The following is a 26,761-nucleotide window of genomic DNA, read 5'->3' as shown; positions in this document are numbered from 1 at the left end:
GATACGACGGCAACCTCCCTCGCGCGAGCGGCGACTTGGGGGCATGACCAACGCAAGACGCACCACGACGCACCGTCGCCGCTCCCGTATCGCCCGCAAGCCGCTCGCCGGCTCGCTCGCCGTCGCGGCCCTGCTGGGCGGCGCGTGGTACGCGACCGCGGCGACGAAGGGCTCCGACAGCGGCGACTCGGCCTCGGCCGGGGCGACCACGTCGGCCTCCGCGTCCACCACCACCTCCGCCACGGCGACCTCGGCCTCGTCACCGGCTGCCTCGGCCTCCGTACAAGCCACCCCGAAGACCTCCCCCAAGGCCGCCGCGAAGACCGCGACCGCGACCAAGGCGGCGACCGGCACGCTCACCCCGACCAGCACCACGCTGGCGCTCGCCGCCAAGTTCCCTTATCTGACGGCCGGTTACAACAACACCCGGCAGTGGACCCGTACGACCACGGCGGTCGCCCCGGACGGCACCCTGCGCGTGGCCTGGCCCGCCGCCGACGGCGTCCATGTGACCCCGCTGAACGCCGCCGGACTGCGGTCGGGCGGCGACACGGTCGTCAAGGGCGCCAAGGAGGTGGGCGGGCTGGTCGCGCACAACGACGGGTTCGCGCTGCTCACGCGGGTGGCCGACACCAACAAGTGGAAGGAGACGGCCGCCGCGATCGTCCGCTACACGAACGGCAGGCAGACCTTCTCCACCAAGCTCACCGGCACCGCCTCGAACGACACCTCCCCGAGTCTCGACGGCCAACTCACCTGGAACGGCGTCAAGTACGGCGCGTACTTCGTCGTGCACGGCGCGGGCGGTTTCGCGGACGGCCACTTCGGCGACAAGTTGGCCTACATCAGCGCCAAGGGCGCCAAGCTGAGCGGTGGTTGGAGCTGGGGCTGCAGCCACAACGAGGGCATCGCGCTGCACGCGGAGACCACCGGCGCGTTCACCTCGCTGTGCTTCGACGACTGGCGCTCGGGCCTGTTCGTGTCCACCGGGATCGGCGCCCCGGACGTCGCGCCGGTCGTGCAGCGCGAGCAGTGCTGGGCGAGGTACTGCGGTGGTACCTTCCCCGGCCGCACCGGTGACCTGGTGAAGTCGGCGAGCGGACGATACGCCACCGCCTTCGCCTCCCGTGGCGCCACCTCGGCCAAGAAGAACTCCGCCGACTCCAGCGGACGCGGCTGGACGGTCACCCCGAAGACCAGCACCCACCAGGTCGCCGTCGCCTTCATGGCCAACCGCAACTCCGGTCCCGGCAGGGCGATTTACCTCACCAGCGCGGCGGGCACGGAAAACGTCGACGTGCACGTGGCCCCGTACGGCAAGGACCGCCTCCTGGTCTCCTGGGAGTCCCTGAAGGGCGCGAAGTGCGCGGCCGGCACCTGCACCGGCACGTTCACGGGCACCCATCTGCGGCTCATCGACTGGAACGGCAAGTTCCAGAGCCCGGACAAGGTGGTGACCGCCCGGATCAGCGGCGACATAGCGGTCCTGAAGAACGGCACGCTGACCTGGGCCTACGCCCCGGTCACGCCGACCTACGCAACCCCGCTCAACGGGGCGTCACCGACCACGACGAGTCTCCGGATCGCCCGGCTGACTCCCTGAACCGGAAGCCCGTCCGCTTGCCGTCGCCCCAGCGAACGGAGACGCCGTGATCCCCGTCGACCTCCACGGACACCAGTTCCGCGAGGGGACGGGGGTCCGGCTCCGCGCTGAGCCGCGCCAGGGCGACGAACAGGGTGGGCCCGTCACCGACGACACCTTCGCCGTCCAACAGGCCGTGCAGGGACTGGAGTTCAGCGAGCAGGCCCTCCGCCGCCGACCACCCCGTGACCCGGACCGGCGTCCCGGCAGCCGCGCCCACCACCAGATGGGCCCGCACCTCCACCGCCCCCTCGGCCACCACCAGGCCGACCACCTGAGCGTCGCCGGCCACCGTGTGCCGAGAGGCCACCCACCCCTCCCCCACCCCCAACGGCACGATCTCCGTACGGCTCGGATCGCCGCCGACGATCACGCTGTTGTCGTACGACGACGAGGGCGCCGTAGCCGTGGAGTAGGCGAGGCGCGTGTAGTACGGGTCGTAGCGGACGTCCTCGCTGCCGTGGTTGTGGAGACGGACGACACCGTCCGAACTCGTCGACTGGAGGAGCCAGTTGGCGGGGGCGATCGCCGTGGTCGCGTCCGTCCGTTCCGCCGGGCCCGGTTCCTCGACCGCCGTCCACACCTCGTGGTCCGGTGGGAGGAGCAGGCCGAGGAAGCCCTTGCTGGCCCAGTACGGGGACGCGGGGCCCGAATAGCCTTGCAGGACAGCCTCGTCGGGGCCGTGCCAGCCGAGGGTCAGCAGGCCGTGGGAGTCGACCGCCCCGCGCTCCAGGAAGTACTTCAGCGCACCCGACGCCAGGCGTCGTGTCTCTCCCGGCGCCAGTGGCGTGCGACCCGTCAGCGCGCCCAGCCACAGCGGAGCGGTCGTCGCGAAGCGGTAGGTGAGGGAACGGCCCTGGTGCATCGGCGCGCCGTCGGCGCCGAACAGGCGGGCGTAGTCGGCGAGATGGCGTTCCAGGCGGGTGCCGTAGAGGTCGAGGAGCCGGGTGTCGTCGGCGAGCCAGGCGTGCAGGACCGGGTAGAGGTGCATGGCCCAGCCGTTGTAGTAGTCGAACTTGCGGCCGTCGCCGTCCGTGTACCAGCCGTCGCCGACGTACCAGTCCTCGATGCGGGAGAGGCCCCGGTCGACGGCCTTGCGGGAGGCGTCGGGCTCGTGGCCGATCTCCTGGAGGAAGCCGCCGACCGTGACGGGGAACAACTCCCAGTTGCAGGGCCAGGGTTCGGCGGTGAGTGCGTCGGCGAGCCAGACCGCCGCGCGCTGTCGTACGGGCTCGTCGAGGCGGTCCCAGAGGAGGGGGCGGGTGAGGCGCAGCGCGAGGGCGATCGAGGCCGCCTCGACCAGGGGTTGGCTGCGGTCCTCGATGCGGGGCCAGACGCCCGCGACGCCCGCCGCGAGGCCGTCGGCGTAGCGCTCCAGGGCCGTCTCGTCGCGGCGGAAGGCGGCCAGCAGCAGGGTGCGGGCGTAGCCCTCCAGGCCGTCGGAGAGCGTGCCCGACCAGCTCGTGTGGGTGCCGGGGAGGTGGTAGAGCGCGCGGTCCTCGGTCGCGTACGGCTCCACGGCGGCGAGGAGGGCGTCGGCGGCCGTCTCCCAGTGGGCGCGGGCGTAGCCGGTGCGCGGGCTCAACTCGCGGTCGTCGGACGGCAGTCGCATCGGCTCGCTCTCGCTGGTGACGAGTGGAACCTGGGGCGCCCCGGTTCCGGTCGGAACGCCCCAGGGGTCTTTCGGGTCTCACCCCACTCGTACCCGGCTCTCCGGCAGCAGATGCCCGGCGACGAGTGCGTCGCGGACCAGGCCCGCGTACACCGTGGCACCGTGCGCGGAGGTGTGCGTGTTGTCCTTCTTCTCGTTGTAGAGATAGATCGCCTTGGAGCCTTCCACTCCCAGCGATTCCACCAGCGCCTTGGTCTGCGCCGTGAGATCGATCAGCGTTACTCCCTCGGCGGCGGCCACCGAGCGGACCACGCCCGGCAGATCCACACCGAGTCCGTTCACCAGCAGCGCGGTGCCGTTGTCCAAGGTGCCGTCGGCATTGAACCAGCGTCGGACGATCGGTGTCACGAGTACCGGTCGGCCTCCCATGTCCCGTATACCCCCGACGAGCGTTTCCAAATTCGCGCGATACGTCGCCTCGTCGGTCGTCTTGTCGTTGTGGGCGAGCTGGACGAGCACGAGGTCACCGGGGTGGATCAGCGGCTCAACTGTCCCCCACAGCAAGGGATTCTCCAGGTAGGTGACCGTACTCTCGCCGGAATCCGCGTAGTTGGCGACCGACACGCCCTTCTTCAGGAACTGTGGCAGCTGTTGACCCCAGCCCGAGTACGGGTCGCCCGGTTGGTCGCAGACCGTGGAGTCGCCGATCAGGATGATCTGGCGGGTGTGGTGTGCGGGGGTCACGCGGATGCCGGCGAGCGCGGGTGCGGTGCCGCCGAGGGTGAGGTCGAGGCCGGGGGTGCCGTCGGGGCCGGTGGGTTCGCCTTCGGGGGTGCGGACGTTCACGGTGAAGCTGCGGGTGACTGTCTGCCCGGCGGCGGTGCTCGTCTCGGGGAGCAGGGACCGCCGGGTCTCGCCGGTGACGGACGTACTCGCCGCGCTCGCGCCGCCGAGGCGGACCGTGACGTCGTAGGTGCCGGGCGGGACGTCGAAGTGGCAGGCGGTCGCGGTGCAGTTGTCGATGCCGAGCGGGGGCGTGCGGTCGTGGGCCTGGGCGGGTGCGGCCGACAGTGCGGTGGTCAGGGTCAGCGCAGCCAGCAGGGCGATGTTGAAACGTCTCATTCGCGGCTCCTCCGTCCGACGACAAGGCCTGGCGGTGGACCGTACCGCTATGGACAAGCGCTTTCTAGACCTGCGGCAGATTTCACGTCACTGCCAACTCCAAGGCTGCGAAAGCCCTTTCGCGAAATCGATTCAACTGCCACCCTCCAAAGCACCCGCACCCCCACCTCCCGAAGGAGGCACCCCCATGTCCGGCTCTGTGAACAGACCGGTTCGCCGCCGCACCTTCGTCCTCGGCACGGCGGCCATAGCCGGTACGGCGGCACTCGCCGAGACAGCCTCGGCCGCGAGTTTCGGCTACACCGACGACGGCTCGAACTACGTCGTCGACACCGGCGCGAGCCTGGTCTTCAAGGTCAGCAGGACGAACGGCGATCTGACCTCGCTGGTCTACAAGGGCACCGAGTACCAGGGCTACGGCGGCATGAACTCGCATGTCGAGTCCGGCCTCGGCGCGTCCACGGTGACCATCGCGCAGTCCGGCACGACGATCCTGATCTCCGTCACGCACGGCACGCTGAAGCACTACTACGCGGCCCGCAGCGGTGAGAACAACGTCTACCTGTGGACCAACAAGGCCGACACCTCGGTCAGCGCGACCCGCTACATCGTGCGCGTGAAGGCCGGTCTGTTCCTCAACGACGAGCCGGATTCCTACACTTACGCGCCCACCACCATCGAGTCCGCCGACGTCTTCGAGAAGTCCGACGGCCAGACCCGCTCCAAGCACTACTCCAAGAAGCGGGTCATCGACTACGACTACCTCGGCTGGACCACCGGCAGCGTCGGCCTGTGGGTCGTGCGCAGCAACCACGAGAAGGCGTCCGGCGGCCCATTCTACCGCTCCCTGCTGCGCCACCAGAGCGCGGACGGCGGCGGGTTGTACGAGATCCTGTACTACGGCGAGAACCAGACGGAGGCCCAGCGCTTCGGTCTCCAGGGTCCGTACGTCATCGCCCTCACGGACGGCGGCGCACCCTCCTCCGCGCTCTACCACGCCAACCTCACCACCACGTGGGCCGATTCGCTCGGCATCTCCGGGTACACGGCGGCGAGTTCGCGGGGCCGGGTGGCGGGCGTGGGCATCACCGGGCGGGACACGGCGTACGCGTACACGGTCGGGCTCGCCAACTCGGCTGCGCAGTACTGGGGTTCGGCGCGGGCCTCGGACGGCTACTTCTCCGTCACGGGGATCCTGCCGGGGACGTACACGCTGACGGTCTTCAAGGGTGAACTCGCCGTCTACACCGGGTCGGTGACGGTCGCGGCGGGCGGCACGACGACGCTGAACAGCATCGCGATCCCGTCGTCGAACGATCCGTCCAACGCGAGCGCGATCTGGCGGATCGGCAACTGGGACGGCACACCGGGCGGGTTCAAGAACGCGGACCTGATGACGTACGCGCATCCCTCGGACGTACGGGCCGCGTCCTGGACCGGCAACGTCGTCATCGGTAGTGGCACCGAGACCTCGGCGTTCCCCTGCTATCTGTGGAAGGACGTCAACAGCGGCCTGATCGTGTACTTCAAGCTGACGGCCGCTCAACTCGCCGCCGCGCACACCCTGCGCATCGGTGTCACGACGGCCTATGCGAACGGCCGCCCGCAGGTCGTCGTCAACGACACCTGGACCTCGGCCGTCCCCTCGCCGCCCACCCAGCCGAGCACCCGCTCGCTGACCGTGGGTTCGTACCGGGGCAACAACTACACGTTCACGTACAGCGTTCCGGCGTCCGCGTGGCTGACGGACGCGAGCGCGTACAACACGCTGAAGATCTATGTGGCGAGCGGTTCGGGATCGACGTCGTTCCTGAGCGCCGGCACATCTGTCGACGCGATCGATCTGCTGGCGTAAAGGCGGCAACTCCCGGGCGGGCGGCGGCGACTTGAGGGCATGACCGAACCGCAGACACACCGCCGCTCCCCCGCCCGGCGACGGACCGCCGCCGTGGCGACCGGTGCCGCGGCCGCCCTCGGGCTGGCCGCGGTGTCGCTGGTGACCCAGGCGCAGGCCGCCACCGTCCTCACCGTCGCCAAGGACGGCTCGGGCCGTTTCACGACCGTGCAGGCCGCCGTGAACGCTGCCGTCGCCGGTGACACGATCTCCGTCGCCAAGGGGACGTACTCCGAGATCGTCAACGTGCCCGTGAGCAAGACGGGGTTGATCGTCAAGGGCGCCACCGGCAACGCCGAGGACGTCGTCATCACCTATGACCGGGCCGCCGGTTACACCGATGCGAGCGGCAACAAGTACGGGACGCTGGGCAGTTCGGTCGCGACCTTCTCGGCGACCGGCCTCACCGTCACCGGGATCACCGTCCAGAACACCTTCGACAAGACGGCCCACCCCGACATCACGGACACCCAGGCCGTCGCGATCACCGCGCAGGGCGACCGGCAGACCTTCACCAACGACCGGTTCATCAGCCGCCAGGACACCGTCCTCAACTGGTCGCCGTCGTCGACCGGCCAGTACCGGCAGTACTTCTACTCCTCCTTCATCTCCGGTGACGTGGACTTCGTCTTCGGCAACGCGACCGCCGTCTACGACCGCGTCAATATCCAACTGCGCAACTCGGGCGCGGCGGCGGGCGGTCTGGGCGGCTTCCTGTCGGCGCCCAACACCAGTTCCGCGAAGACGTACGGCATCCTCGTCACCGGCGGCTCGATCACCAGCTCGGCGGCGGCCAACACCTACTACCTGGGGCGCCCTTGGCATCCGTCGGCGGACGCGGTGGGTCAACTGGTCGTCCGGCAGACCTCGTTGCCGGCCGCCGTGAAGGTCGCCGGGCCCTGGACGGACATGAGCGGCTACTCGTGGAAGAACGCCCGCTTCTTCGAGTACAAGAACACCGGCGCGGGCGCCACGGTGAACTCCAACCGCCCGCAGCTCACCGACTCCCAGGCCGCGGACTACACGGCCCAGAAGTATCTGGCGGGCACGGACGGCTGGAATCCGGTCCGGTAACGGGGCTGTCAACTACCGCGCGTCCACTGCTGGTTGGTCGCTCCGCTGCACGTGTAGGTGATGATCGCGGCGGAGTTGGCGGTGGACGCGCCGTTCACGTCCAGGCATTCGCCGCTCGTCCTGGCCTTGACGAGGACGTAGCTGCCGGACGTGGTCAGGCTCCACTGCTGGGCGGTGGCGCCTGTGCAGTTCTCCTGGGTGACGTTCGTCGAGTTCTCCTGGAGGCACAACGAGCTGCCCCGGCCCATGAGTTCGTAGTAGCCGGTGCCGAGATCCTTGAACCACCACTTCTGGTTGGTGCCGCTGTTGCAGGTGTACTGGCTGATCGCGACGCCCTGCCACAGCGACTGGTTCGGTACGTCCGCGCACTTGGCGCTGTTGCGGGCGATGAGCGTGTTGTACGTCGCGCTCGTCCCGGTGATCGTGCCGGCGGCCGTGTCGATCGACACCTCCGGGTACCAGGACGCCATGGACATCGAGGTGGTGGTCGGGAAGGTCAACGGCAGCCAGACGTAACGGGAGTCGTTGACGGTGCCGCCGAAGGAGTTGCCCCAGCGGTCGCCCATGTAGAGGTACGAGGTGCCCGAAGTCCCCGTGACCGGGAGGACGTAGGCGGTCTGCGAGTTGTACGTGGTCGAGTCGCCGACGTTGGCGAAGGCCGTCCAGGGGCCGGTGATGCTGGTGGCGGTGGCGTACTGCTGCTGGTTGGCGCTCCAGCCGGTGGCGGCCGAAGTCAGCATGAAGTAGACGCCGTTGCGCTTGAACAGGGCCGGTGCCTCGCGGTGTCCGCCGACCCACGGGTTGGCGACCAGGCTGTCGATGGCGGTGTAGTCGGCGGTGAGCTTGTAGATGTGCAGGTCGTAGTTCTCGTTGGCGGCGGAGACCATGTAGGCGGTGCCGTCGGTGTCGACGAACGTCGTGATGTCCCGGGACATGTTGTCGCCGAGCGGCTGGAAGCTGCCCTGGTAGGTGTAACTGCCGTCCACGGTCGAGGAGACGGCGACGGCGGCCTTCGCCTCGCTGTAGTCGACGCCGTTCTCCTTGTGCATCCACATCACGAACTGGCCGGTGGACGCGTTGTAGACGACCTTCGGCCGCTCGATGTAGGCGGTGCCCAGCTCGGACGCGCTGGACTGGGTCAGGACGTGGCCCCGGAACTCCCAGTTCTTCAGGTCGGTGGAGCGGTACGCGTCCACGTACTTGAAGGTGTTGTCGGAGTTCCGGTCCTCGCCGAACCAGTAGTAGTAGCTGCCGACCTTGATCACCCCGCCGCCGTGCGCGTGCACGGCGTTGCCCGAAGTGTCGGTGAACTGCGTGCCGTTGGTGATGGTCTGGGCCGCGGCCTGGGCCGGTCCCGCGGTCACCAGTGCGGCGGCGAGCACGCAGCACAGGGCGACGAGGATTGCGTACACACGTCTCATCTGAGGCCTCTCGAAGGTGGGGGGACAGAGCGGGGAACGGTGGGGGGTTCGAGGTACGACTCAGGGTTTGGTTCGGGATCTCGTACGCCATCTGGCATGACGAACGCCGAAAAGGTAAGGGTGTGTTACGGGAAGGTCAACGGGTCGCGCGTGACAAAGATGGACGCGAGATTTCTGTTATCGCCGCCGCCGGCGCCCGTCTCCAGTGACGTGCGCAGCCATTCCCACAAGACAGCAGCCGCCGTAGGCGCCCTCGCGACCGTCGCCCTCCTGGCCGGCGCTCCCCCCGCCTCGGCCGCCGGCGCCCGCGACGCCACCGCCGACGTCCTCGCGGACCGCGATGTCACGCTCACCGGCGACACGGTGGTCACCGTGCCGGCCGGGACGACGACGTACGACGGGGTGTTCCGCGGCCGGGGGACACTGACCGTGCGCGGCGGCGGGACGCTGATCCTCACCAAGGACAGCGACTTCACGCTCCCGGCGGACCGGCAACGGCAGAAGGTGACCACCCAGGGCGGCAACCACCCGTACACGACCGTCAGCAATCCGGACCCGCCCGCGATCACGGTCGATCGGGGCACAACTCTCCAGTACGGCACGGGTGGTGGCACCGGCCTGATCGGCCACTTCCCGTACAGCACACCCGGCTACCAGCTCAACGAGTTGAACGTCCGGGTCGACGGCACCCTGCGCCTCTCCCTGACCCGCACCTTCAACATCGGCACCATCAGCGGCTCGGGCCTGGTCACCCAGCCCCGGAACATGTGGGGCACCCTCGACCTCGCCGGAACCCACCCTTTCTCAGGGGTGATCGACAACGGCACCGGCATGGCGGTCGGCCGCCCCGAGTACCCGGTGGCGCTTCCGAACGCCCGCGCGATCCTCAACCAGGGCTCCTGGATCATCGACACCCCGCTGTACCAGACGATCACCCTGCGCCAGAACTTCTACCAGCGGGAGTACGGCAGCGACGTCAACGTCCACTCCCGCCCGGGCAGCAAGGTCGTCCTCACCGGCCAGTACAGCTACACCGACCAGGGCGGCGACACGAACCCGTCGCTCAGTGACGCCGGCCTCAACTGGCGAGCGATCCCCCACCAGTTGAACAAACGCGGCACCAACATCGAGGGCGCGAACGTCCAGTGGGGCGACGGCACCACCCACCGCATCTTCATGCCGGGCACCAAAGACACCGTCTACATCAACCTCCATGTGGCGAGCGGCGTCCGCTCCAGACTGACCTTCGACTACGACGGTCCGGTCACCCTCGGTGCGCCGATCGGCGGCGGCAAGTACCACGACACGCTCGCCGCGCCCGGTGCCGGTGACATCGTCGTCGCGGGGACGCGCGGCAACGACGTGACCTTCGCGGCGCCGCAGTACTACGACGGGTCGACGACCGTGGAGAAGGGGGCGGTGCTGCGGCTGGGCACCGGGAAGGCGGGCGGCGACGGCGGGTTGCTGACCGGCACGGAGGTGCGGCGGATCGTCGACGACGGGACGCTTGTGCTGCGCAATGCGGCACTCGGCATCCAGTTGTCGCACATCGGCGGCAACGGGTCCCTGGTCCAGTCCGGCGCCGCGACGACGACACTCACCGGTACGGCGGTGACGTACACGGGGACGACGACGGTCTCGAAGGGCACGCTGGCGCTCCGGTCGGGGGCAACTCTCGTCCACAGCAAGGCGATCCGGCTCACCTCGGCGGGCGCGCGGCTGAACGCGGGGACGGCGGGGCTGCGGGTGGCGACCACGCTGACCGGCCCGGGCACGGTGAAGGGGTCGGTGACGAACGACGGTGTGATCGCGGGCGGCCTCACCGTGACGGGGAACTACACGCAGAGCGCGAAGGGCGAACTGGTCCTGGGCGCCAAGCCGTTGAAGGTGGCGGGCAAGGTCGGACTGGCCGGCGACCTGGACCTCTCGGCCGCCGGGACGCACCCCGCGCGGACCGTGACGATCCTCAATCACACGGGTGGCGCCCCAACGACCGGCGCGTTCACGAGACTTCGCGAGGGCGGCAAGCTGAAGCTCGCCGACACGACGTACCGCATCAGCTATCGGGGAGGCGACGGCAACGACGTCGTCCTGACCGCCGTCACCACGAGCAGCAGCCCCTCCCCCGCCGCCCGCGCCAAGTCCTCGTCCGGGACGACGATCACCGAGGCCCGCACCACGAACACCGCCCGCAGCGACAGCTTCGGCTGGTGGCCCTACGCGCTCGGACTCGGCCTGCTGGGCGGCCTGTTGGTCCCGGCGACCGCGCGCACGCGGGACGGCGGGAAGCGCCGGGGAGGCAGGCACGCGTCGTAGGGGCCAACGTCCGCTCGGAGCCTGGGGGAAGCCCAGCGCCGGGGCCAGCGCACGCGCCTCGGCGACCCACCCGGCGAGGAAGGCGAGGGTCAACCCCCGCTCCCGGTAACGGGTTTCGACGGAGACGCCGCGCTCACCGCCGAAGTCCAGCTGCCGCTCGCTCGCCCGGGCGAGCATCGCGGCGGTGAGCCAGTCGTACTTCACGGCGGAGGCAGGACGCTGTCCCCGCTCTGCGCACTGACGTTGGCGGGCCACTGGTCGAGATGGCTGAAGGCGCGCGGCAGGGCCTCCGTGATCCCCGGGAACCGCTCGCGGTCGTGATGCAGCCGGACCATGTCCTGGCGCAGCCCGGCGGGGAAGTGGTCGCGGACCAGGGGCTGTTGCCATACCTCTTCGTCGAGCGTCTCGCTACCGATGATCCGGCGCAGGAAACGGTGCGAAAGCCAGGGTTCGTCGGGGACGGGCGCGGCACCGAGACGGAGGGCGTGTTCGATGTGCCGGACGAGTGGACCCCTATGAGAACGACTGGACGCTCACCTGCCGCGATGCCCCAGAGGCCCTCAGTGACACCGTTCACCGATGTCGAGCATGCGGGCAAAGGCACCAACACCCCGATGGTCCACATTCCGGGCATACCGTTCGACAGCTGGACACAGCCCCGGCCCCCTGGCCGTATCGACTAGCGTCGGGACATGACCAGCGACACCTCCGCCCCCCTCACCGACGCCCTCGCCGCCGGGACGCTCGTCCTCGACGGAGGGCTGTCCAACCAGCTCGGAGCGGCCGGGCACGATCTGAGTGACGAGCTGTGGTCGGCGCGGCTGCTCGCGGACGAGCCCGGGGCGATCACCGAGGCGCACCTCGCGTACTACGAGGCGGGCGCCGATGTCGCGATCACCTCCAGCTACCAGGCCACGATCGAGGGCTTCGCGAAGCGCGGGGTAAAGCGCGACAAGGCGAGCGAACTCATCGGCCTGAGCCTGGAGTTGGCGCTGGACGCGGTGGTGGAGACCTGGCGGCGGGGCGTGAAGCGGCCCCTGTACGTGGCCGCCTCGGTCGGGCCGTACGGCGCGATGCTCGCGGACGGCTCCGAGTACCGGGGCCGGTACGGGCTGAGCGTGGCCGAGCTGGAGGCCTTCCACCGGCCCCGCATCGAGGCACTGGACGCCGTCGGGCCGGATGTGCTGGCCCTGGAGACGATCCCGGACACCGTCGAGGCCGAGGCGCTGCTGCGGGCGGTGCGCGGACTGCGGACGCCCGCCTGGCTGTCGTACTCGATCGCCGGTGACCGCACCCGTGCGGGGCAGCCGCTGGAGGAGGCGTTCGCGCCGGCCGCCGACGCGGACGAGATCATCGCGGTCGGCGTCAACTGCTGTGCTCCCGAGGACGTCGAGGGCGCGGTCGAGATCGCGGCCCGGGTGACGGGAAAACCCGTCGTCGTCTACCCCAACAGCGGCGAGACCTGGGACGCCGACGCCCGTGCGTGGACCGGCCGTTCCACCTTCACCGCGGATCAGGTCGAGCGCTGGCGGGCGGCCGGCGCGCGGCTGATCGGCGGGTGCTGCCGGGTGGGACCCGAGGCGATCGCGTCCATCAGGCGGACGCTCACACCGTGACCGCCGCGATCGAGTTCCGCACCACCACATGCGTGCCGAGCAGCAGGTGTTCGTCCGGGGATTCCGGGGTCCGGCCCAGCGCGGTGCGCACGGCGAGGCGGCCCAACTCCTCGTAGGGGACATGGACCGTGGTCAGGGCCGGGTGGAGATCGCGGGCGAAGGGGATGTCGTCGTATCCGGCCAGTGAGACATCGCCGGGGATGTCCAGGCCCGCCTCGTGCAGCGCGGTGAGCGCACCCGCCGCGACCATGTCGGTGGCGGCGACCACGGCCGTGAACTCCAGTTTCCGGCTGAGCGCCTGGCGCATCAGGCGGTGGCCCGAGTCGCGGGTGAAGTCGCCGTGCAGCAGGAGTTCCGGGTCGGGTTGGAGGCCGCGGGCGCGGTGGGCGGCGAGGTAACCGCGTTCGCGGCCCTGCGCGGTCGCGTGGTCCGGCTTGCCGCCGAGGAACAGGACGCGCTGGTGGCCCTGGGCCAGGACGTGCGCGACGAGAGCGTAGGCGCCGCCCTCGTTGTCGTACTCGATGACCGTGACCGGTGCGCCCGGGCCGAGCGGCGGGCGCCCGCAGAGCACGAGCCGGGAGCCGGCCGCCGCGAGCGAGTCGGCGATACGGCGGGTGCGCTCGCGGTACTCGGGGGTGTCGGCGGTGCCGCCGACGAGGATCACGGCGGCGGTGCGCTGGGCGCGCATGGTCTCGATGAAGTCCAGTTCGCGCTGGACGTCCCCCTCGGTGCTGCACACCAGGCAGAGATGGCCGAGCCGGGTCGCCTCGCGCTCCACGCCGTGCGCCATCAGCGCGAACGACGGTCCCGTGATGTCCTCCAGGACGAAGGCGAGGGTCGGTGTCCCGACGCCCGCCACGGCCTTGGCGCGGGCGTCGGCGACGTAGTCCATCTCGCGTACGGCCCGCAGCACGCGCGTGCGGGTCGCCGTGCTCACCGGGTACTCCCCGCCGAGCACCCGCGACACCGTGGACGCGGACACCCCGGCGCGGGCCGCCACGTCCCGGATGGTGCTCCCGTTCGCGTCCTGGCTCTTCCTGGTCATGTACCGCCCCGTCCCTCCCCGGCCTGTGGCAACACTTTCGGCAACCGGTTCCCCGCACGGAGGGTAGCAGCGGGCGACGGCCGGGAGGAGGGGCGTGCGTCGGCCAATTCGCCTGCGTCAGCGCGGCAGTTGGCGGGGACCGATGTTGGGCAACCGGTTTCCGTCCCGTGCCCGGGCGGTCACGACGACCGCCGTACGTCCCCGGTCCGCCGCAGCCGTCGTACGACCGACCGCAGTTCGGTGGCGCTGCGCGCGGGCGGGCGCTCGACCGGAACCGCCGCTTCCTTGGCCTCGGCGTCGGCCGTCCACAGGGCGAAATCGGGGTCGCGCGGGCCGTTCGCCACGTAGGGGGCGCCTTCGCCGAAGATCCGTACGGGACGGGTGTCGTCCCAGGTCCGCCAGCCGGGGTCGCCGTCCACGGCGAACCGCACCCAGGCCCCGTGCATCGCGTCGGCGAGTTCCTGGGGCGCCCCCTCGCCCGCGAGCTTGGCGGACTCGGGGATGTCGCCGGTGTCGAAGACGAAGCCGAGTTCCAGGGCGTGGCAGGAGCCGAGGTCGGGGAGGTTGGAGGGCCAGGCGAACTCGTACACGTGGGAGGTTCCCGGGCGGGCCTCGGCGAGGCGGTGCAGCGGGTAGCGGAGCAGGTGGTCGGTGACGAGCTGGCCGACGGTCTCGGCGGTGCCGGCGCCGGGGTGCAGGGTGCGGTAGCCGCGCGGGACCTCGACGCCGCAGTGGCAGCGGGCCATCGCGCCGGCCAGGGCGACCGCGCCGAGCCGGTCGACGCGCTCGTGCAGACCGCCGGGGACCAGCCAGAGCCGGTACTCGTCGCGGGTCCAGCCCAGCATCAGGTCCACGCCCAGGCCCACCTCGCCGTCGACCAGCGCCTCCAGCGGATCACGGGGCACGAGGTCGCCGTCGATGACGATCCCGAACGTGGGTCCGCCGAGGACCGGGCTGCTGAGTCGGCCCACGTCGGCCTGGGTGCGCAGCAGCAGTTCGCGGTCGACGGCGGCGAAGGCCTCGGCGGTCGCGGGGATCTTCAGCCGGGTCGCCATCCGGCGCACCATTCGCCGTACCTTGTCGCGGTCGAAGGCCTCCGGTGGCCCGCTCTGCAGGACGGCCCGGCGGATCAGTCCCTGGGCCTGCGGGGCGGCGAGCAGGGCGCCGATGCTGATCGCGCCGGCGGACTGGCCGAAGAGGGTGATCTTGTCGGGGTCGCCGCCGAACTCCGCGATCGACTCGTGCACCCAGCGCAGCGCGGCGAGCTGGTCGCGCAGGCCGGGGTTGGCGGGGGCGTCCGGGAAGAGGCCGTAACCCTCCACGCCCAGGCGGTAGTTGACCGAGACGAGGACGACGCCGTCGCGGGCGAAGGCGTGTCCGTCGTAGACGGGGACGGCCGACGAGCCCCGGGTGAGCGCGCCGCCGTGCAGCCACACCATGACCGGCAGCCGGGCGCCCGGGCCGGGTTCCGGGGTCCACACGTTGAGGTTGAGACAGTCGTCGCCCGGCACGACGGGGTCGGAGAGCAGTTTGGCGAAGGCCTCGGAGTACGTCGGTTTCGGCGCGGTCGGGCCGAAGTCGAGCGCGTCGCGCACTCCGGTCCACGGCTCGGGCGGGGCGGGTGGGCGGAACCGACGGGGGCCGAAGGGGGGCGCCGCGTAGGGGATGCCCCGGAAGACCGCGATCCCGTTCTCGTACCGGCCGCGCACCGCCCCGTACGGGGTGCCGACCACGGGGTTCGACCGCTCTGCTGTCATCTGCCCACCAGCTCCTCACCACGCTCGTGAACCACGCTCATCAGAGCATCACATCGCACCCCGCTATTCCGGCGGACGAACTCCGCTGGACGGGTCACGCCAGGTTTCCGTGAGCTGCGCCCGCTCACACCGATTGACCCCCGCTCCCCGGCAGATCTACGGTAGAAGACGCTTTCAGAAAACGTTTCCCATTCCGTACTGGAGGGTCATGCCCAGCGCCCAGCCGCCGAGGGCCGTGTTCGCCATGGATCCGGTGCACCTGCCCCTGCTCTTCCCCCCGCCCCTGATGGCACGGCTCCGGCAGACCGCCGAGATCGACCCGGGGCTCGTCGTCCAGGACTTCGCCGCGCCCGGGGCGGCCGGAGCCCTCGCCCAGGCAGAGGTACTGATCACCGGGTGGGGGTGTCCGCACCTCGACGCCGACGCGCTGGCGGCGGCACCCCGGGTGCGCGCCGTGCTGCACGCGGCGGGCTCGGTCCGTTCGCTGGTCGGCGAGGCGCTGTGGGAGCGCGGGGTGACCGTGTCCAGCGCGGTCACCGGCAACGCGCTGCCGGTCGCCGAGTACACCCTCGCGATGATCCTGCTCGCCGGGAAGGACACCTTCGCGCAGCGGGAACACTTCCGGCGCACGCACGCGTACCCGACGCCCGCCGAGACCGCGCCGATCGGCAACCTCGGCCGCCGGATCGGCGTCATCGGCGCCTCCCGCGTGGGCCGCCGACTGCTGGAACTGCTGCGGCCCTACGACTTCGAGGTGCTGCTGCACGACCCCTACGTCAGCGTCACCGAGGCCGCCGTGCTCGGTGCCGAACTCCTGCCGCTGGAGCACCTGTTGAGCGGCAGCGACATCGTCAGTCTGCACGCCCCGGACATCCCCGAGACCCAGCGCATGCTGGACCGCGGGCGGCTCGCCCTCATCCGGGACGGCGGCGTCCTGATCAACACCTCGCGGGGTGCCCTGATCGACCACGAGGCCCTCACCGACGAGCTGCTCGCCGGCCGGCTGACCGCGATCCTCGACGTCACCGACCCCGAGCCGCTGCCCGCCGCCTCCCCGCTGTACCACCTGCCGAACGTCTTCCTCACCCCGCACATCGCGGGCTCCCTCGGCAACGAGCTGGCGCGGCTCGGCGGCATCGTCGTGGACGAGCTGGAACGCCTGGCCGCGGGCCTGCCACCGGTCCACGAGGTACGGCACGCGGACCTGGCCCGTGTCGCCTGATCACGGCCGTCCACAGGCCGACACACCGGGAACAACCGTGGGATACGGTTCCCGGACCGGCGCGGGAGCAGACCCCGGGGCGCCGGTCGGGAACGCGGTCATGGTGAAGGAGTCGCTACGGTGAGTCAGCGCAAGGCGTCGGGCGACGTCGGCCGGGCGACGATCCGGGATGTGGCGGAGCGCTCCGGGGTCTCCGTGGCGAGCGTCTCGCGGGTGCTGTCCGGCAACTACCCGGTGTCGGAGGAGCTGCGCCGCCGGGTGCTGAAGGTGGTCGGTGACCTGGACTACGTCACCAACGCGCACGCCCGTTCCCTGGCGGGCGGCGGCACGCCCACGGTGGCGATCCTCATCAACAACATCACCGGCGCGGCATTCGCCCATGTGGCCAAGGGAGTTGAGGGCGCGGCCACGCTGCGCGGCTGGCTCTCCCTGGTCGGCACGACCGGCGACGACCCGGAGCGCGAGCTCGCGCTGGTCAACCTCATGCGCCAACAGGGCGTCGCCGCCGTGGTGTTGCTGGGCGGCGCGTACGACGTCGACGAGTACCAGGTACGGATGGCCCGCTTCGCCCGCTCCCTCGACGCGGCGGGCTCCCACCTCGTGCTGGTCGGCCGCCCGCCGCTGGAGGGCGACGTCCCGGCGACGACGGTCGACTACGACAACGAGGGCGGCGCCTACGCCATGGCCAGCCATCTCCTCTCGGCCGGCCACCGCCGGGTCCTGGTCCTGCCCGGACACGCCGAACTCACCACGGCCCAGGGCCGGTTGAAGGGTGCGCAACGGGCCTTCGAGGCATACGGCGTACCGTTCGACCCGGGGATGGTGCGGCGCGGTCCGTACGACTACGAGCACGGGTACGAGGCGGTGGAGGACACCCTGAAGGAGGGGCTGGACTTCACCGCCGTCCTCGCGGGGACCGACGTGGTCGCCGCGGGCGCCATGCAGGCGCTGCGCGCGGCGGGCCTCCGGGTGCCCGAGGACGTGTCGATCGTCGGCTACGACGACATCCCGCTGGCCTCCCAGCTCACCCCTCAGCTCACCACCGTGCACGTCCCGTACGAGGAGATGGGCCGGGTCGCGCTGCGCGCGGTGGCGGACCGGCGCGAGGGCGGCGGCACGGGCCGGCGCCGGGGCGGCGACGGCGACCATCTGGTGCTGGGCACACATGTCGTCGTACGGAATTCGGTTCGTCCGCCCGTTCCGCGCGGCTAGGAGCCAACAGGAAGCCCGGCGTTACGTAACCGGTTTCCCTCCAAAACCCCTGACCAGATGGGGTATGTGCTGGGCTGTCGAAACAAGTCGCTGCACGCCTCTTGCTCCCGGCAGGCCCCGGTGCCTACCTTCGCAGCAACCGGTTTCTACCTCTTCTCTTCCGAAGGAACACGGTCTGATGAACTTCACCAGCCCCCGGAGAAGGTTCGCTCGCGCAGCCGTCGCGGGCCTCGCCCTGACAGGTCTGCTCTCCGCCTGCGGCGGATCCGGCTCGGGAGACAAGACGTCCTCCGGTCCGGTCACCCTCCCCTTCTGGGGCTGGGCCAACGGGCAGGACGCGGTCGTGAAGGCGTTCAACGCCGCTCACCAGGACATCAAGCTCAAGTACACCAAGGTCACCGACCAGTTGACGATGCAGAAGCAGCTGACCAACGCGGTCAAGGCCGGCAACGCGCCCTGCCTGGTGCAGAACACGGCGGAGTACGTGACCACCTGGGTCTCGCAGGGCGCGCTCGCCGACATCTCGAAGTACGTGTCCGCCGACAAGGGCAAGTTCAACGCGGGCGCCTGGGCCAGTGCCCAGGTGCAGGGCAAGTCCTATGGCGTGCCGACCAGTTCGGCCCCCGCGTTCACGATCTACCGCACGGACGTCTTCCAGAAGTACGGCCTGAAGGCGCCCACGACCTGGGACGAGTTCATCGCCGCGGGCAAGGTGCTCAAGAAGCACGGCATCAAGATCACCAACTACGCCGGTGAGGACCCCAGCACGCTGGAAGTCCTCGCGATGCAGGCGGGCGCCCACTGGTACGCGATCGACGGCAACTCCTGGAAGGTGGACTTCCAGGACGCGGGCAGCCTCAAGGCGGCCCGCGTGATCCAGGAGATCATCGACAGCGACCTCGACTCCAAGCTCTCCTTCGCCGACTACGCGGCCGTCCAGCGCAACTACGACGACGGCGGCACCGCGACCCGGCAGATCTCCACCTGGCAGATGGCGGGCATGGTGCAGAACTTCACCAAGTCCGACGGGCAATGGGCGCTGTCGCCCTGGCCGGCCTTCGCGGGCGAGGCCGCCAAGACGCCCGCCGGGACCAACCAGAGCGGCGGCGTCACCCTGGTGACGAAGCAGTGCGCGCACCAACAGCAGGCCGCCGAGGCCGCGTTGTGGCTGTCGACGGACACCGGCGCGGTGAAGACGATGGCGAGCCCGACCACCGGCAACGGTGTGCTGCCGGCCCTCGCGGACAGCGACGCGTATGTCGCCGAGGCCATCTCCGACAAGCTGCTCGGCACGAACTACGAGCCCGCGAAGAAGGTCGTCACCGACAGCCTGAACACCGTGACCTCGGACTGGGTGTTCGGCCCGGACTGGACCGCGATGTTCACCGAACTCCAGACGGGCTGGGCGAAGGTGGTCAGCCAGCAGGAGAAGGTCACCGATCTGCTGGCGCACATGCAGGAATGGACGGTCAAGGACCTGAAGTCCCGCGGTATCAGCGTCAAGGGCTGAGGCAGCGCCGATGATCCGCTCCCAGCGCTGGAAGGGTGCCGCGTTCACGGTGCCCTTCCAGCTCGGTTTCGTGTTCCTCTACCTGATCCCGATCGGGTACGCCGTCTACGAGTCGCTGTTCGTGGAGCACCAGTCCGGGCTCGGCCTCGGCGGCTCCACGGAGAAGTTCTCCGGCCTCGACAACTACCAACAGGGCCTGACCGACTCGGCGTTCATGAACTCGGTGCTGCGCGTCGTGCTGTTCGCGTGCGTGCAGATCCCGGTGATGCTGCTCGTCAGCCTGCTCCTGGCACTCTTCCTGGACGCCCTGTCCTCGAAGGCCGCGGGCCGTTTCCGGATCCTGCTCCTTGTGCCCTACATGATCCCCGGCGTGGTCGCGGCGATCGTGTGGATCAACCTGTACAGCCCGGACGTCGGCCCGCTGACCCCGCTGGGCAAGGTGTTCGGGCTGTCCTGGAACTTCTTCGCGCCGTCGATGGTGTGGCCGTCCATCGGCAACCTGCTGACCTGGCACGGCATCGGCTACAACATGGTCATCATCTACGCCGCACTCCAGGGCGTCCCCCGCGACCTCTTCGAGGCCGCCCGCCTCGACGGCGCCTCCGAACTCCAGGTCGCCCGCAGCATCAAAATCCCCTACGTGCGCGGCGCGTTGGTACTCACCGGGATGCTCTCCATCATCCAGATGCTGCAGATCTTCAACGAACCGGCCCTGTTCAGGAACGTCACCCCGCAGACCGTGAACGACAACTTCACCCCCATCATGATCATCTACAACCAGGCGTTCAACGCGGGCAACTACCACTACGCTGCGGCCCTTTCGGTCCTGCTGGCCCTCATCCTGGGCCTGGCCTCCTTCCTCTTCTACCGGCTCACCGCGAAGGAGGCCAACGCATGACCCTCACCGAGGACCGCCGCACCGCTCATCAGGTCCGGCGTCTCAACAAGCCCGACCCTGCGGCCCGTTCACGCGGCGGCCAGCGTTTCCTGCTCGTCGGCCTGGTCCTGGCCAGCGCGTACAGCCTGTTCCCGGTGTGGTGGCTGATCGTCGCCGCGACCAAGAACCGCACCGGCCTCTACCAGAGCAACGGCCTGTGGTTCTCCGGCATGCACCTGTGGGCCAACGTGCGCCAGGTCTTCACCTACGAGAACGGCATCTTCCTGCGCTGGACCGCCAACTCGTTCCTCTACGCGGGCGTCGGCTCCCTCGGCGGCACCCTCATCGCGCTCGCCACCGGCTACGGCCTCGCCCGCTTCGAATTCCCGGGCCGCAGCGCGGTGTTCGCGTGTGTGGTGGGCTCGTTCCTGATCCCGATCGCGCTGCTGACGCTCCCGCTGTACCTGATGTTCTCGAAGATCGGCCTGGTCGACACCCCGTGGGCGATGCTCATCCCCTGCCTGATCAACCCGTTCAGCGTCTACCTCGCCAAGGTCTACACCGAGGCCACCATCCCCTTCGAACTCCTCGAAGCCGCCCGCCTGGACGGCGCCGGCGAACTCCGCATCTTCTTCAGCATCGTGCTGCGGATGATGACGACCGGCGGCGCCACGGTGTTCCTGCTCGCGTTCGTGAACACCTGGAACGCCTTCTTCCTCCCCCTCACCGTCCTGCGCGGCGAGGAGAACTGGACCCTCAACATCGGTCTCTACAACTGGTCCGGCAAACGCCTGGAGTCGGGCGTCGACCTCACCAGCCTGGTCCTGACCGGCGCACTGCTGTCGATCGCCCCGATGGCCGTGATGATGGTGGCGATGCGGCGGTACTGGCGCACCGGCGTCACGCTGGGAGCCCTCAAGTGACCTTGCTGCACAACCCAGTTGTCCGTGGATTCGCCCCCGACCCGTCGATGGTCGGGGTCGGCGACCGGTACTACGTGGCGACCAGTTCCTTCGAGTGGTTCCCCACGATCCCGATCCACCGCTCGCGCGACCTCGCGCACTGGGAGTACGCGGGGCATGTCCGGGGCGCGGTCCCCGGTGACTCCCTGGCGGGCGTCTCGGACTCGGGCGGCATCTGGGCGCCCTCCCTGAGCTGGGACGGCGAGCGGTTCTGGATGACGTACTCGATCGTCCGCTCGGTCGGCACCCCGTACTTCGACGCCGATACCTACGTCACCACGGCCACGGACATCGACGGGAAGTGGACCGCGCCGCGGCGGGTCGCGAGCCACGGTTTCGACCCGGCGCTGTTCCACGACGAGGGGCGGCTGTGGCTGCTCAACCTCCAGAACGACTGCCGCCCCGGCGGCCGGCGCTTCGCGGGCATCGTCGCGACCGAACTGGACCGCGACACGCTCGCCCCGACCGGCACGACCCATCTGCTGCTCCAGCACGAACGGCTCGTGGAGGGACCGAAGTTGGTGCGCCGGGGCGGCTGGTACTACCTGCTGCTCGCGGAGGGCGGCACGGGGTACGAGCACGGGGTGCTGGTGGCGCGCAGCCGCACAGTCACCGGTCCGTACGAGCTCGACGATCGCCCCCTGCTGACGTCCCGGGACGATCCGTCGGTGCCGTTACAGAAGGCGGGACACGGCGAGCTGCTCGAACTGCCCAGCGGCGACTGGGTGTTGAGCCATCTGGCGGCGCGACCGGTCCCCACTCCCGACGGGCTCCGCTGCACCTTGGGCCGGGAGACCGCGATCCAGGCGGTGACCTGGGACGCGGACGGCTGGCCGAGGCTGCGGGGCGGGGGTTGGCACCCGGCGGAGGAGGTCGCCGTAGCGACGCAACCCGTGTCCCCGGTGGCGCAAGTCCCCTACTCCGCGGGGCCGTTGGGGTGGCCGTGGAGCAGTCCGCGCGGGTACCCGGACCCGTCCTGGGCCGACCCCGCCGTCCGTCCCGGCTGGATCCGGCTGCGCGGGCGGCACGGCCCGGAGTCGCGGTGGGCGCACAGTCTGCTCGCCCAGCGGATCACGGAGCATCACGCGGAGGCCGAAGTCACTGTAGAGGCACGTCCGTTGACGTTCACGCAGGCGGCGGGCCTGGTGCTCTGGTACGGCGCCGAGGCGTATCTGAGCCTGCATCTGACCTGGGCGGAGCCCGAGGGTGAGGGGCAGCGGGGGCAGCAGTGGCGGGGTGATGGTGGGCGTACGGTGCTGAGTCTGGTGGAGCGGGACGAGGGCGGTACCCGTCAAGTGGCCGTCGTCGCGGTGGAGTTCGGCGCCCCGGTGACGTTGGGGGTGACGGTCGAGGGGGCGGACGCCCGGTTCTGGTGTCTGCGGGAGGGGGTGCGGACACGGGTCGGGCCGGTGCTGGACTTCAGTCGGTTGTCCGACGACTACGGGTCGCGGCTGCGATTCACCGGTGCGATGGCGGGGATCCATGCCTGGGATCTGGTCGACGGCGCGTTCACCGCCGACTTCACCCGCTTTCGCCTCGACTGCGTGCCCGGCTGACCTGTTCGGGGTTTCGAGAGCACGGGTCGGTGCCATCAGGTGAATTCCCTGGTCTTCCCGCCGTGTTGACGCGCACCTATCGTAGGAAGCGCTTTCTGGACGGCTGCCGGCCGGGCCGGGGAGGCAGCGCTGGTCGAAACTTTCGTTGGCCCTCGGGCGGGCTGGAGAGGCGGTACCCGATGGTCCGTACGGGGAGCGCGAGCGTCACGGCGGGGCCGACGCTGGCGGTCGTGGCACGGGAGGCGGGGGTGTCCGTGCCGACGGCGTCCAAGGTGGTCAACGGCCGGGAGGACGTGGCGCCGGAGACCCGGCGGCGGGTGACGGAGGCGCTGGAGCGGCTCGGGTATGTGCGCAGGCCCAGGTTCGACGCGAACAAGACGCCGGGCCTTGTCGACCTGGTGGTGCACTCGTTGGAGAGTTCCTGGTCGGGGGCGGTGCTGCACGGCGTGGAGGAGGCGGCGTACGAGGCCGGGCTCGAGGTGGTGGTCTCGGCGGGGCTGACCCGGACGCGGGCCGACCGGCCCGAACGGGGCTGGCTGGACAAGCTCGTTGGTCGCGGATCGTCCGGAGTCCTGTTCAATCTGGCCGAGTTGACGCCGTCCCAGTACTCCTGGCTCGACCAGCACCGCATCCCGTTCGTGATGATCGACCCCGTGCACGAACCGCCGCCGGGCGTGGTGTCGGTCGGCGCGGCCAACTGGCAGGGCGGGGTGACCGCGACCGAACATCTGCTGTCCCTGGGCCACGAACGCATCGCCGTGATCGCCGAACACCGGCACAAGATGTGCAGCAGCGCGCGGGTCGCCGGCTACCGCTCCGCGCTCGCCTCCGCCGGGGTGCGCGTGCGCCCCGAGTACATCCGCCACGGCGGTTTCGACCAGGCCATGGCCCGCACCCGGATGCGCGAACTCCTCGATCTGCCCGCACCGCCGACGGCGGTCTTCGTCTGCTCCGACCGGATGGCGCTCGGTGTCTACGAGGCGCTGGCGGAACGGGAGTTGAGCATCCCGGGCGACATGAGTGTGGTCGGCTTCGACGACCTTCCCGAGTCCCGCTGGGTGACTCCGGCGCTGACCACGATCCGGCAGCCACTGTCGGAGATGGCGGCCACGGCGCTTCGGCTGCTGCTGCGGCTGATGGCGGGTGACCGTCCGGAGGGGACGCGGACGGAGTTGTCGACGCGGTTGGTGGAGCGGGCCAGCACGGGTGCGCCGGGCGGCCGGTAGCCTGCCGATATGGCCATGTCGTGGGAGAAGCAGCAGTTGATCGCGGACGGCTTCGAGCCCACGTATGTGGACTTGGAGTGGTACGACGGGCCGCGAAAGGGACTATCGCTCGTCCATGGCGTCCCGCACTACTACGAGGGCTGGGAGTACGACGCCCGGGACGAGGCCTACGAGTACGCCGTGTGGCCCGCGAGCGAGGCGGCGGTGGCGATGGAGCGCGAGCAGTGGGCGATCTTCGTCAGGTACCAGGTCTCCGATGCCCGGGGCGACGAGCATCCCGGCAATGGAGGGATCGACGCCCGCTACGACGAACTGGAACTGCTCCTCGCACCGCACCGTCAGGCTCCGGAGCGTGCTCGACGGCTCATGGGCGAGATGCGGTTCGACGACGGGGACGACCGCTACCGGCTCGACGGGGTCGACCACTGGTTCCGGTGGCGCCCGGCGGCCACTAGCTCAGCCCCGCCGCCCAGTTGATGCCGCCGAGCAGGTGGGCGCGGAAGCCCGGGTCCTCGTACGCCTCCGAGGCGTGGCCCAGGGCCGTGTAGAAGACCCGCCCCTCGCCCTTCCCATGGCACCACGCCAGGGGGTGGTCGTCGCCCATCCGGCCGCCCGCGTAGGAGGATTCGTCGGCCGAGACGAGGACGTGTGTCGAACTCCGCGGGCTGGTGCGGAAGTCGTACCACTCGTCCGTGAACTGCCATACGGCTGGCAGGTGTTGGGTGGACGGGTGCGCGCGGTCCTCGATGACCGCGCGGCCGGGCTGGTAGGCGGGGTGCCGGTCGAAGCGGGCTCCGAGGAGGTCGCCGTAGTACGGCCAGTCGTACTCGGTGCAGGCCGCGGCGTGGATGCCGACGAAGCCGCCGCCCGACTCGACGTAGGCGGCGAGGAGTTGACGGCCCGTCGGGGTCAGGACCTCGCCGCTGGTGGAGAGGAAGACGACGGCCGCGTAGTCGTCCAGGGCGCGTTCGAAGGCTGCCGGGTCCTCGGTGGCGTCCACCGCGAAGGGGCCGAGGGTGCGTACGGCGGTCACCGCGGCCGGGATGGAGTCGTGGCGGTAGGCGGTGGTGCGGGTGAAGACGAGGAGGCGGGGTGCGGCGGCCATACGGAGAAGCCTAGTTGGCGTCCGCGTGGGTTCGATCACGTATCCGCACGGCGACGCCTGCTGCACGCCGTGCGCTCAACCGCCCTTCCCCACGCTGTTGTCGGGTGCACCGTCCCCGTTCGTCGGCAGGTCGCCGCGTTCCACGGGTGAGGTGACCGCGCGGGCGGGCGGGAGGACGACGGCGAGTTCGCTCTCGTACGGGCGGCGGACCGATCGGACGGCCTTGTGCAGAAGTGCGCGGCTCACCTTGCCCTGTTCGGCGCCGACGTGCACGAGGTGGCCCTTCTCCGCCAGTACGTACTCGATCTGTCCTCCGCCGGTGCGGTACCAGGCGGTCCCGTCGCGTACGCAGGTCATGTGCTCGGTGAAGGCCGCCTGGGTCGCGCAGTTCGCGTCGGTCATCGTGCCCGGCTCCACGCGCAGGTTGATCACGGCACCGCTCTTCAGCGACGTGTAGGCGATGGAGAGACCGACGTCCGACGCGCCGACCGACTGCTGGGCGAGAGTGAATCCGGGCGGGTCGATGACGTGGACCAGGTCGGGATCGAGGCCCAACGCCTTGGCGCGGGAGGCGAGTTCGGCCGGATCGGCGGGGGATGCGGAGGCCTTCGGGTCCGCGGTGCCTGCGCCCGCCTGCTCGGTGCCGGCGCCCGCCCTCTCGGTGTCGACGCCCGCCTTCTCCGTACCGCAGCCGGCGAGCAGCAGGGGCAGCAGCAACAGCGGCAGGACGCGCGCGGTACGGATCATGCGCCCATCCTGCCGTACAGCTGTTCCACAGTTGAGGGACTTTTCCCTCCTGTGGTGCGGCCCCACCGCGTAGCCTAGGTGGGGATGAATGCCATTCCCGTACGCCTCGACCATCTCGTCCTCGCGACGCCCGAACTGGCGGCGACGGTCGCCGACTTCACCGAGCGCACCGGTATCGCGCCGGTCGCGGGCGGTGCCCATGTCGGGCTCGGTACCCGCAACTACCTTGTCTCTCTGGGCGGTTCGCGTTACCTGGAGATCATCGGTCCGGACCCGGAGCAGCCCGCGCCGTCGGGTCCCCGCCCCTTCGGCATCGAGGGACTGGCCACCGCCCGGACGGTGACCTGGGCAATCTCCCCGCCCGACCTGGACGCGGCGGTCGCGGCGGCGCGTGCGCGGGGGTACGACCCCGGTCCCGTGCGGGCGATGAGCCGCCGCCGGCCCGACGGCACGCTGCTGGAGTGGCGGCTCACCGACGGGGCCACGGCGCATCCCTCCGGCCTGGTGCCGTTCCTCATCGACTGGAGCTCCTCACCCCACCCGACCACCTCGGGCCTGCCCGTCGCACCCCTGCTGGAGCTGACCGCGACGGCTCCGGTGCCGGACGAGATCCGCCCACTGCTGTCCGCGGTGGGGGCGGAACTGGCGCTGGCCGAGGGCCCGGTGGGTCTGTCCTTCACGGTGAACACGCCACGGGGAGCGGTGACCTTCGGCTGAGAGGCCCGCCGCGACACGACGTCGGCCGAGCGGCCGTTTCGACACGACCTCGACTGACCAGCCACTCCGACACGACCGCGGTGTCCGATTCCTTCAAGACCCACCGCCCGGTCCCCGCCTACCGTGGC

At 70.3% G+C, this 26,761-nt stretch carries 22 protein-coding genes; 14 read left to right on the top strand and 8 right to left on the bottom strand.

Annotation, left to right across the window (positions count from 1 at the left end):
• Positions 1-43: 43 nt before the first annotated feature.
• On the top strand, positions 44-1,603 hold the full coding sequence (locus tag ACIRRY_RS45020; RefSeq protein WP_403984997.1) for a hypothetical protein: 1,560 nt from the start codon (positions 44-46) through the stop codon (positions 1,601-1,603).
• Here ACIRRY_RS45020 and ACIRRY_RS45015 read toward each other — a convergent pair.
• Entirely contained in the window at positions 1,548-3,254 is a 1,707-nt protein-coding gene (locus tag ACIRRY_RS45015; protein WP_403984995.1) for a DUF2264 domain-containing protein, read from the bottom strand. The genes ACIRRY_RS45020 and ACIRRY_RS45015 overlap by 56 nt on opposite strands.
• Before the next feature lie 78 nt (positions 3,255-3,332).
• On the bottom strand, positions 3,333-4,376 hold the full coding sequence (locus ACIRRY_RS45010) for a rhamnogalacturonan acetylesterase (protein WP_403984993.1): 1,044 nt from the start codon (positions 4,374-4,376) through the stop codon (positions 3,333-3,335).
• Positions 4,377-4,563: 187 nt separating this feature from the next.
• Here ACIRRY_RS45010 and ACIRRY_RS45005 point away from each other — a divergent pair, with 187 nt between their 5' ends.
• Together ACIRRY_RS45005 and ACIRRY_RS45000 are read left to right on the top strand one after the other, a co-directional pair.
• Complete coding sequence (locus ACIRRY_RS45005) at positions 4,564-6,231, top strand: rhamnogalacturonan lyase B N-terminal domain-containing protein (RefSeq protein ID WP_403984991.1); 1,668 nt, start codon at positions 4,564-4,566, stop codon at positions 6,229-6,231.
• 39 nt (positions 6,232-6,270) lie between these two features.
• A complete protein-coding gene (locus tag ACIRRY_RS45000) occupies positions 6,271-7,344 on the top strand; it encodes a pectinesterase family protein (protein ID WP_403984989.1) in 1,074 nt (357 codons plus the stop codon).
• A gap of 8 nt (positions 7,345-7,352) precedes the next feature.
• On the opposite strand, the gene ACIRRY_RS44995 is transcribed toward ACIRRY_RS45000, so the two are convergent.
• Positions 7,353-8,765 carry an RICIN domain-containing protein gene (locus ACIRRY_RS44995; protein WP_403984987.1) on the bottom strand — a complete coding sequence of 471 codons (1,413 nt, stop codon included), beginning with the start codon at positions 8,763-8,765 and terminating at the stop codon, positions 7,353-7,355.
• A gap of 210 nt (positions 8,766-8,975) precedes the next feature.
• Between ACIRRY_RS44995 and ACIRRY_RS44990 the strand changes: the two genes are divergently transcribed.
• Positions 8,976-11,081, top strand: coding sequence for an autotransporter (locus ACIRRY_RS44990; RefSeq protein WP_403984985.1), 2,106 nt, complete (start codon positions 8,976-8,978; stop codon positions 11,079-11,081).
• A gap of 200 nt (positions 11,082-11,281) precedes the next feature.
• On the opposite strand, the gene ACIRRY_RS44985 is transcribed toward ACIRRY_RS44990, so the two are convergent.
• Positions 11,282-11,416, bottom strand: a complete 135-nt coding sequence (locus ACIRRY_RS44985; protein WP_403984983.1) for a hypothetical protein — start codon at positions 11,414-11,416, stop codon at positions 11,282-11,284.
• A 357-nt stretch (positions 11,417-11,773) separates the two neighbouring features.
• Between ACIRRY_RS44985 and mmuM the strand changes: the two genes are divergently transcribed.
• Positions 11,774-12,697, top strand: a complete 924-nt coding sequence (gene mmuM / locus ACIRRY_RS44980; protein WP_403984981.1) for a homocysteine S-methyltransferase — start codon at positions 11,774-11,776, stop codon at positions 12,695-12,697.
• Here mmuM and ACIRRY_RS44975 read toward each other — a convergent pair.
• Complete coding sequence (locus tag ACIRRY_RS44975) at positions 12,687-13,742, bottom strand: LacI family DNA-binding transcriptional regulator (protein WP_403984979.1); 1,056 nt, start codon at positions 13,740-13,742, stop codon at positions 12,687-12,689. The two genes, mmuM and ACIRRY_RS44975, sit on opposite strands and share 11 nt — an antisense overlap.
• 179 nt (positions 13,743-13,921) lie before the next feature.
• Entirely contained in the window at positions 13,922-15,499 is a 1,578-nt protein-coding gene (locus ACIRRY_RS44970) for a carboxylesterase/lipase family protein (protein WP_403984977.1), read from the bottom strand.
• 208 nt (positions 15,500-15,707) lie between these two features.
• Here ACIRRY_RS44970 and ACIRRY_RS44965 point away from each other — a divergent pair, with 208 nt between their 5' ends.
• The 8 genes from ACIRRY_RS44965 (at position 15,708) to ACIRRY_RS44930 (ending at position 24,541) form a co-directional block, all read left to right on the top strand.
• Positions 15,708-16,721 (top strand): hydroxyacid dehydrogenase, encoded by a 1,014-nt coding sequence (locus ACIRRY_RS44965; protein WP_403984975.1) that lies wholly within the window; start codon positions 15,708-15,710, stop codon positions 16,719-16,721.
• Positions 16,722-16,841: 120 nt separating this feature from the next.
• Entirely contained in the window at positions 16,842-17,933 is a 1,092-nt protein-coding gene (locus ACIRRY_RS44960; protein ID WP_403984973.1) for a LacI family DNA-binding transcriptional regulator, read from the top strand.
• Between the two features lie 178 nt (positions 17,934-18,111).
• Positions 18,112-19,443, top strand: coding sequence for an ABC transporter substrate-binding protein (locus ACIRRY_RS44955; RefSeq protein ID WP_403984971.1), 1,332 nt, complete (start codon positions 18,112-18,114; stop codon positions 19,441-19,443).
• Positions 19,444-19,453: 10 nt separating this feature from the next.
• Entirely contained in the window at positions 19,454-20,341 is an 888-nt protein-coding gene (locus tag ACIRRY_RS44950; protein ID WP_403984969.1) for a carbohydrate ABC transporter permease, read from the top strand.
• Positions 20,338-21,243 (top strand): carbohydrate ABC transporter permease, encoded by a 906-nt coding sequence (locus ACIRRY_RS44945; RefSeq protein ID WP_403984967.1) that lies wholly within the window; start codon positions 20,338-20,340, stop codon positions 21,241-21,243. Before ACIRRY_RS44950 ends, ACIRRY_RS44945 begins: the two co-directional genes overlap by 4 nt.
• A complete protein-coding gene (locus ACIRRY_RS44940) occupies positions 21,240-22,838 on the top strand; it encodes a family 43 glycosylhydrolase (RefSeq protein ID WP_403984965.1) in 1,599 nt (532 codons plus the stop codon). Before ACIRRY_RS44945 ends, ACIRRY_RS44940 begins: the two co-directional genes overlap by 4 nt.
• Positions 22,839-23,017: 179 nt before the next feature.
• Positions 23,018-24,064 carry a LacI family DNA-binding transcriptional regulator gene (locus ACIRRY_RS44935; RefSeq protein ID WP_403984963.1) on the top strand — a complete coding sequence of 349 codons (1,047 nt, stop codon included), beginning with the start codon at positions 23,018-23,020 and terminating at the stop codon, positions 24,062-24,064.
• Between the two features lie 9 nt (positions 24,065-24,073).
• On the top strand, positions 24,074-24,541 hold the full coding sequence (locus ACIRRY_RS44930; protein WP_403984961.1) for a hypothetical protein: 468 nt from the start codon (positions 24,074-24,076) through the stop codon (positions 24,539-24,541).
• On the opposite strand, the gene ACIRRY_RS44925 is transcribed toward ACIRRY_RS44930, so the two are convergent.
• Both ACIRRY_RS44925 and ACIRRY_RS44920 read right to left on the bottom strand, forming a co-directional pair.
• Entirely contained in the window at positions 24,516-25,169 is a 654-nt protein-coding gene (locus ACIRRY_RS44925) for a ThuA domain-containing protein (protein ID WP_403984959.1), read from the bottom strand. The two genes, ACIRRY_RS44930 and ACIRRY_RS44925, sit on opposite strands and share 26 nt — an antisense overlap.
• Positions 25,170-25,244: 75 nt before the next feature.
• Positions 25,245-25,916 (bottom strand): hypothetical protein, encoded by a 672-nt coding sequence (locus ACIRRY_RS44920; protein ID WP_403984957.1) that lies wholly within the window; start codon positions 25,914-25,916, stop codon positions 25,245-25,247.
• Positions 25,917-26,000: 84 nt separating this feature from the next.
• Here ACIRRY_RS44920 and ACIRRY_RS44915 point away from each other — a divergent pair, with 84 nt between their 5' ends.
• Positions 26,001-26,633 carry a VOC family protein gene (locus ACIRRY_RS44915; protein ID WP_403984955.1) on the top strand — a complete coding sequence of 211 codons (633 nt, stop codon included), beginning with the start codon at positions 26,001-26,003 and terminating at the stop codon, positions 26,631-26,633.
• The last annotated feature ends 128 nt before the right edge of the window (positions 26,634-26,761 follow it).

It is taken from the genome of Streptomyces sp. NPDC101776 (assembly GCF_044766845.1).
GTDB lineage: Bacteria > Actinomycetota > Actinomycetes > Streptomycetales > Streptomycetaceae > Streptomyces.
This window is presented reverse-complemented; position numbering and strand designations above follow the sequence as displayed.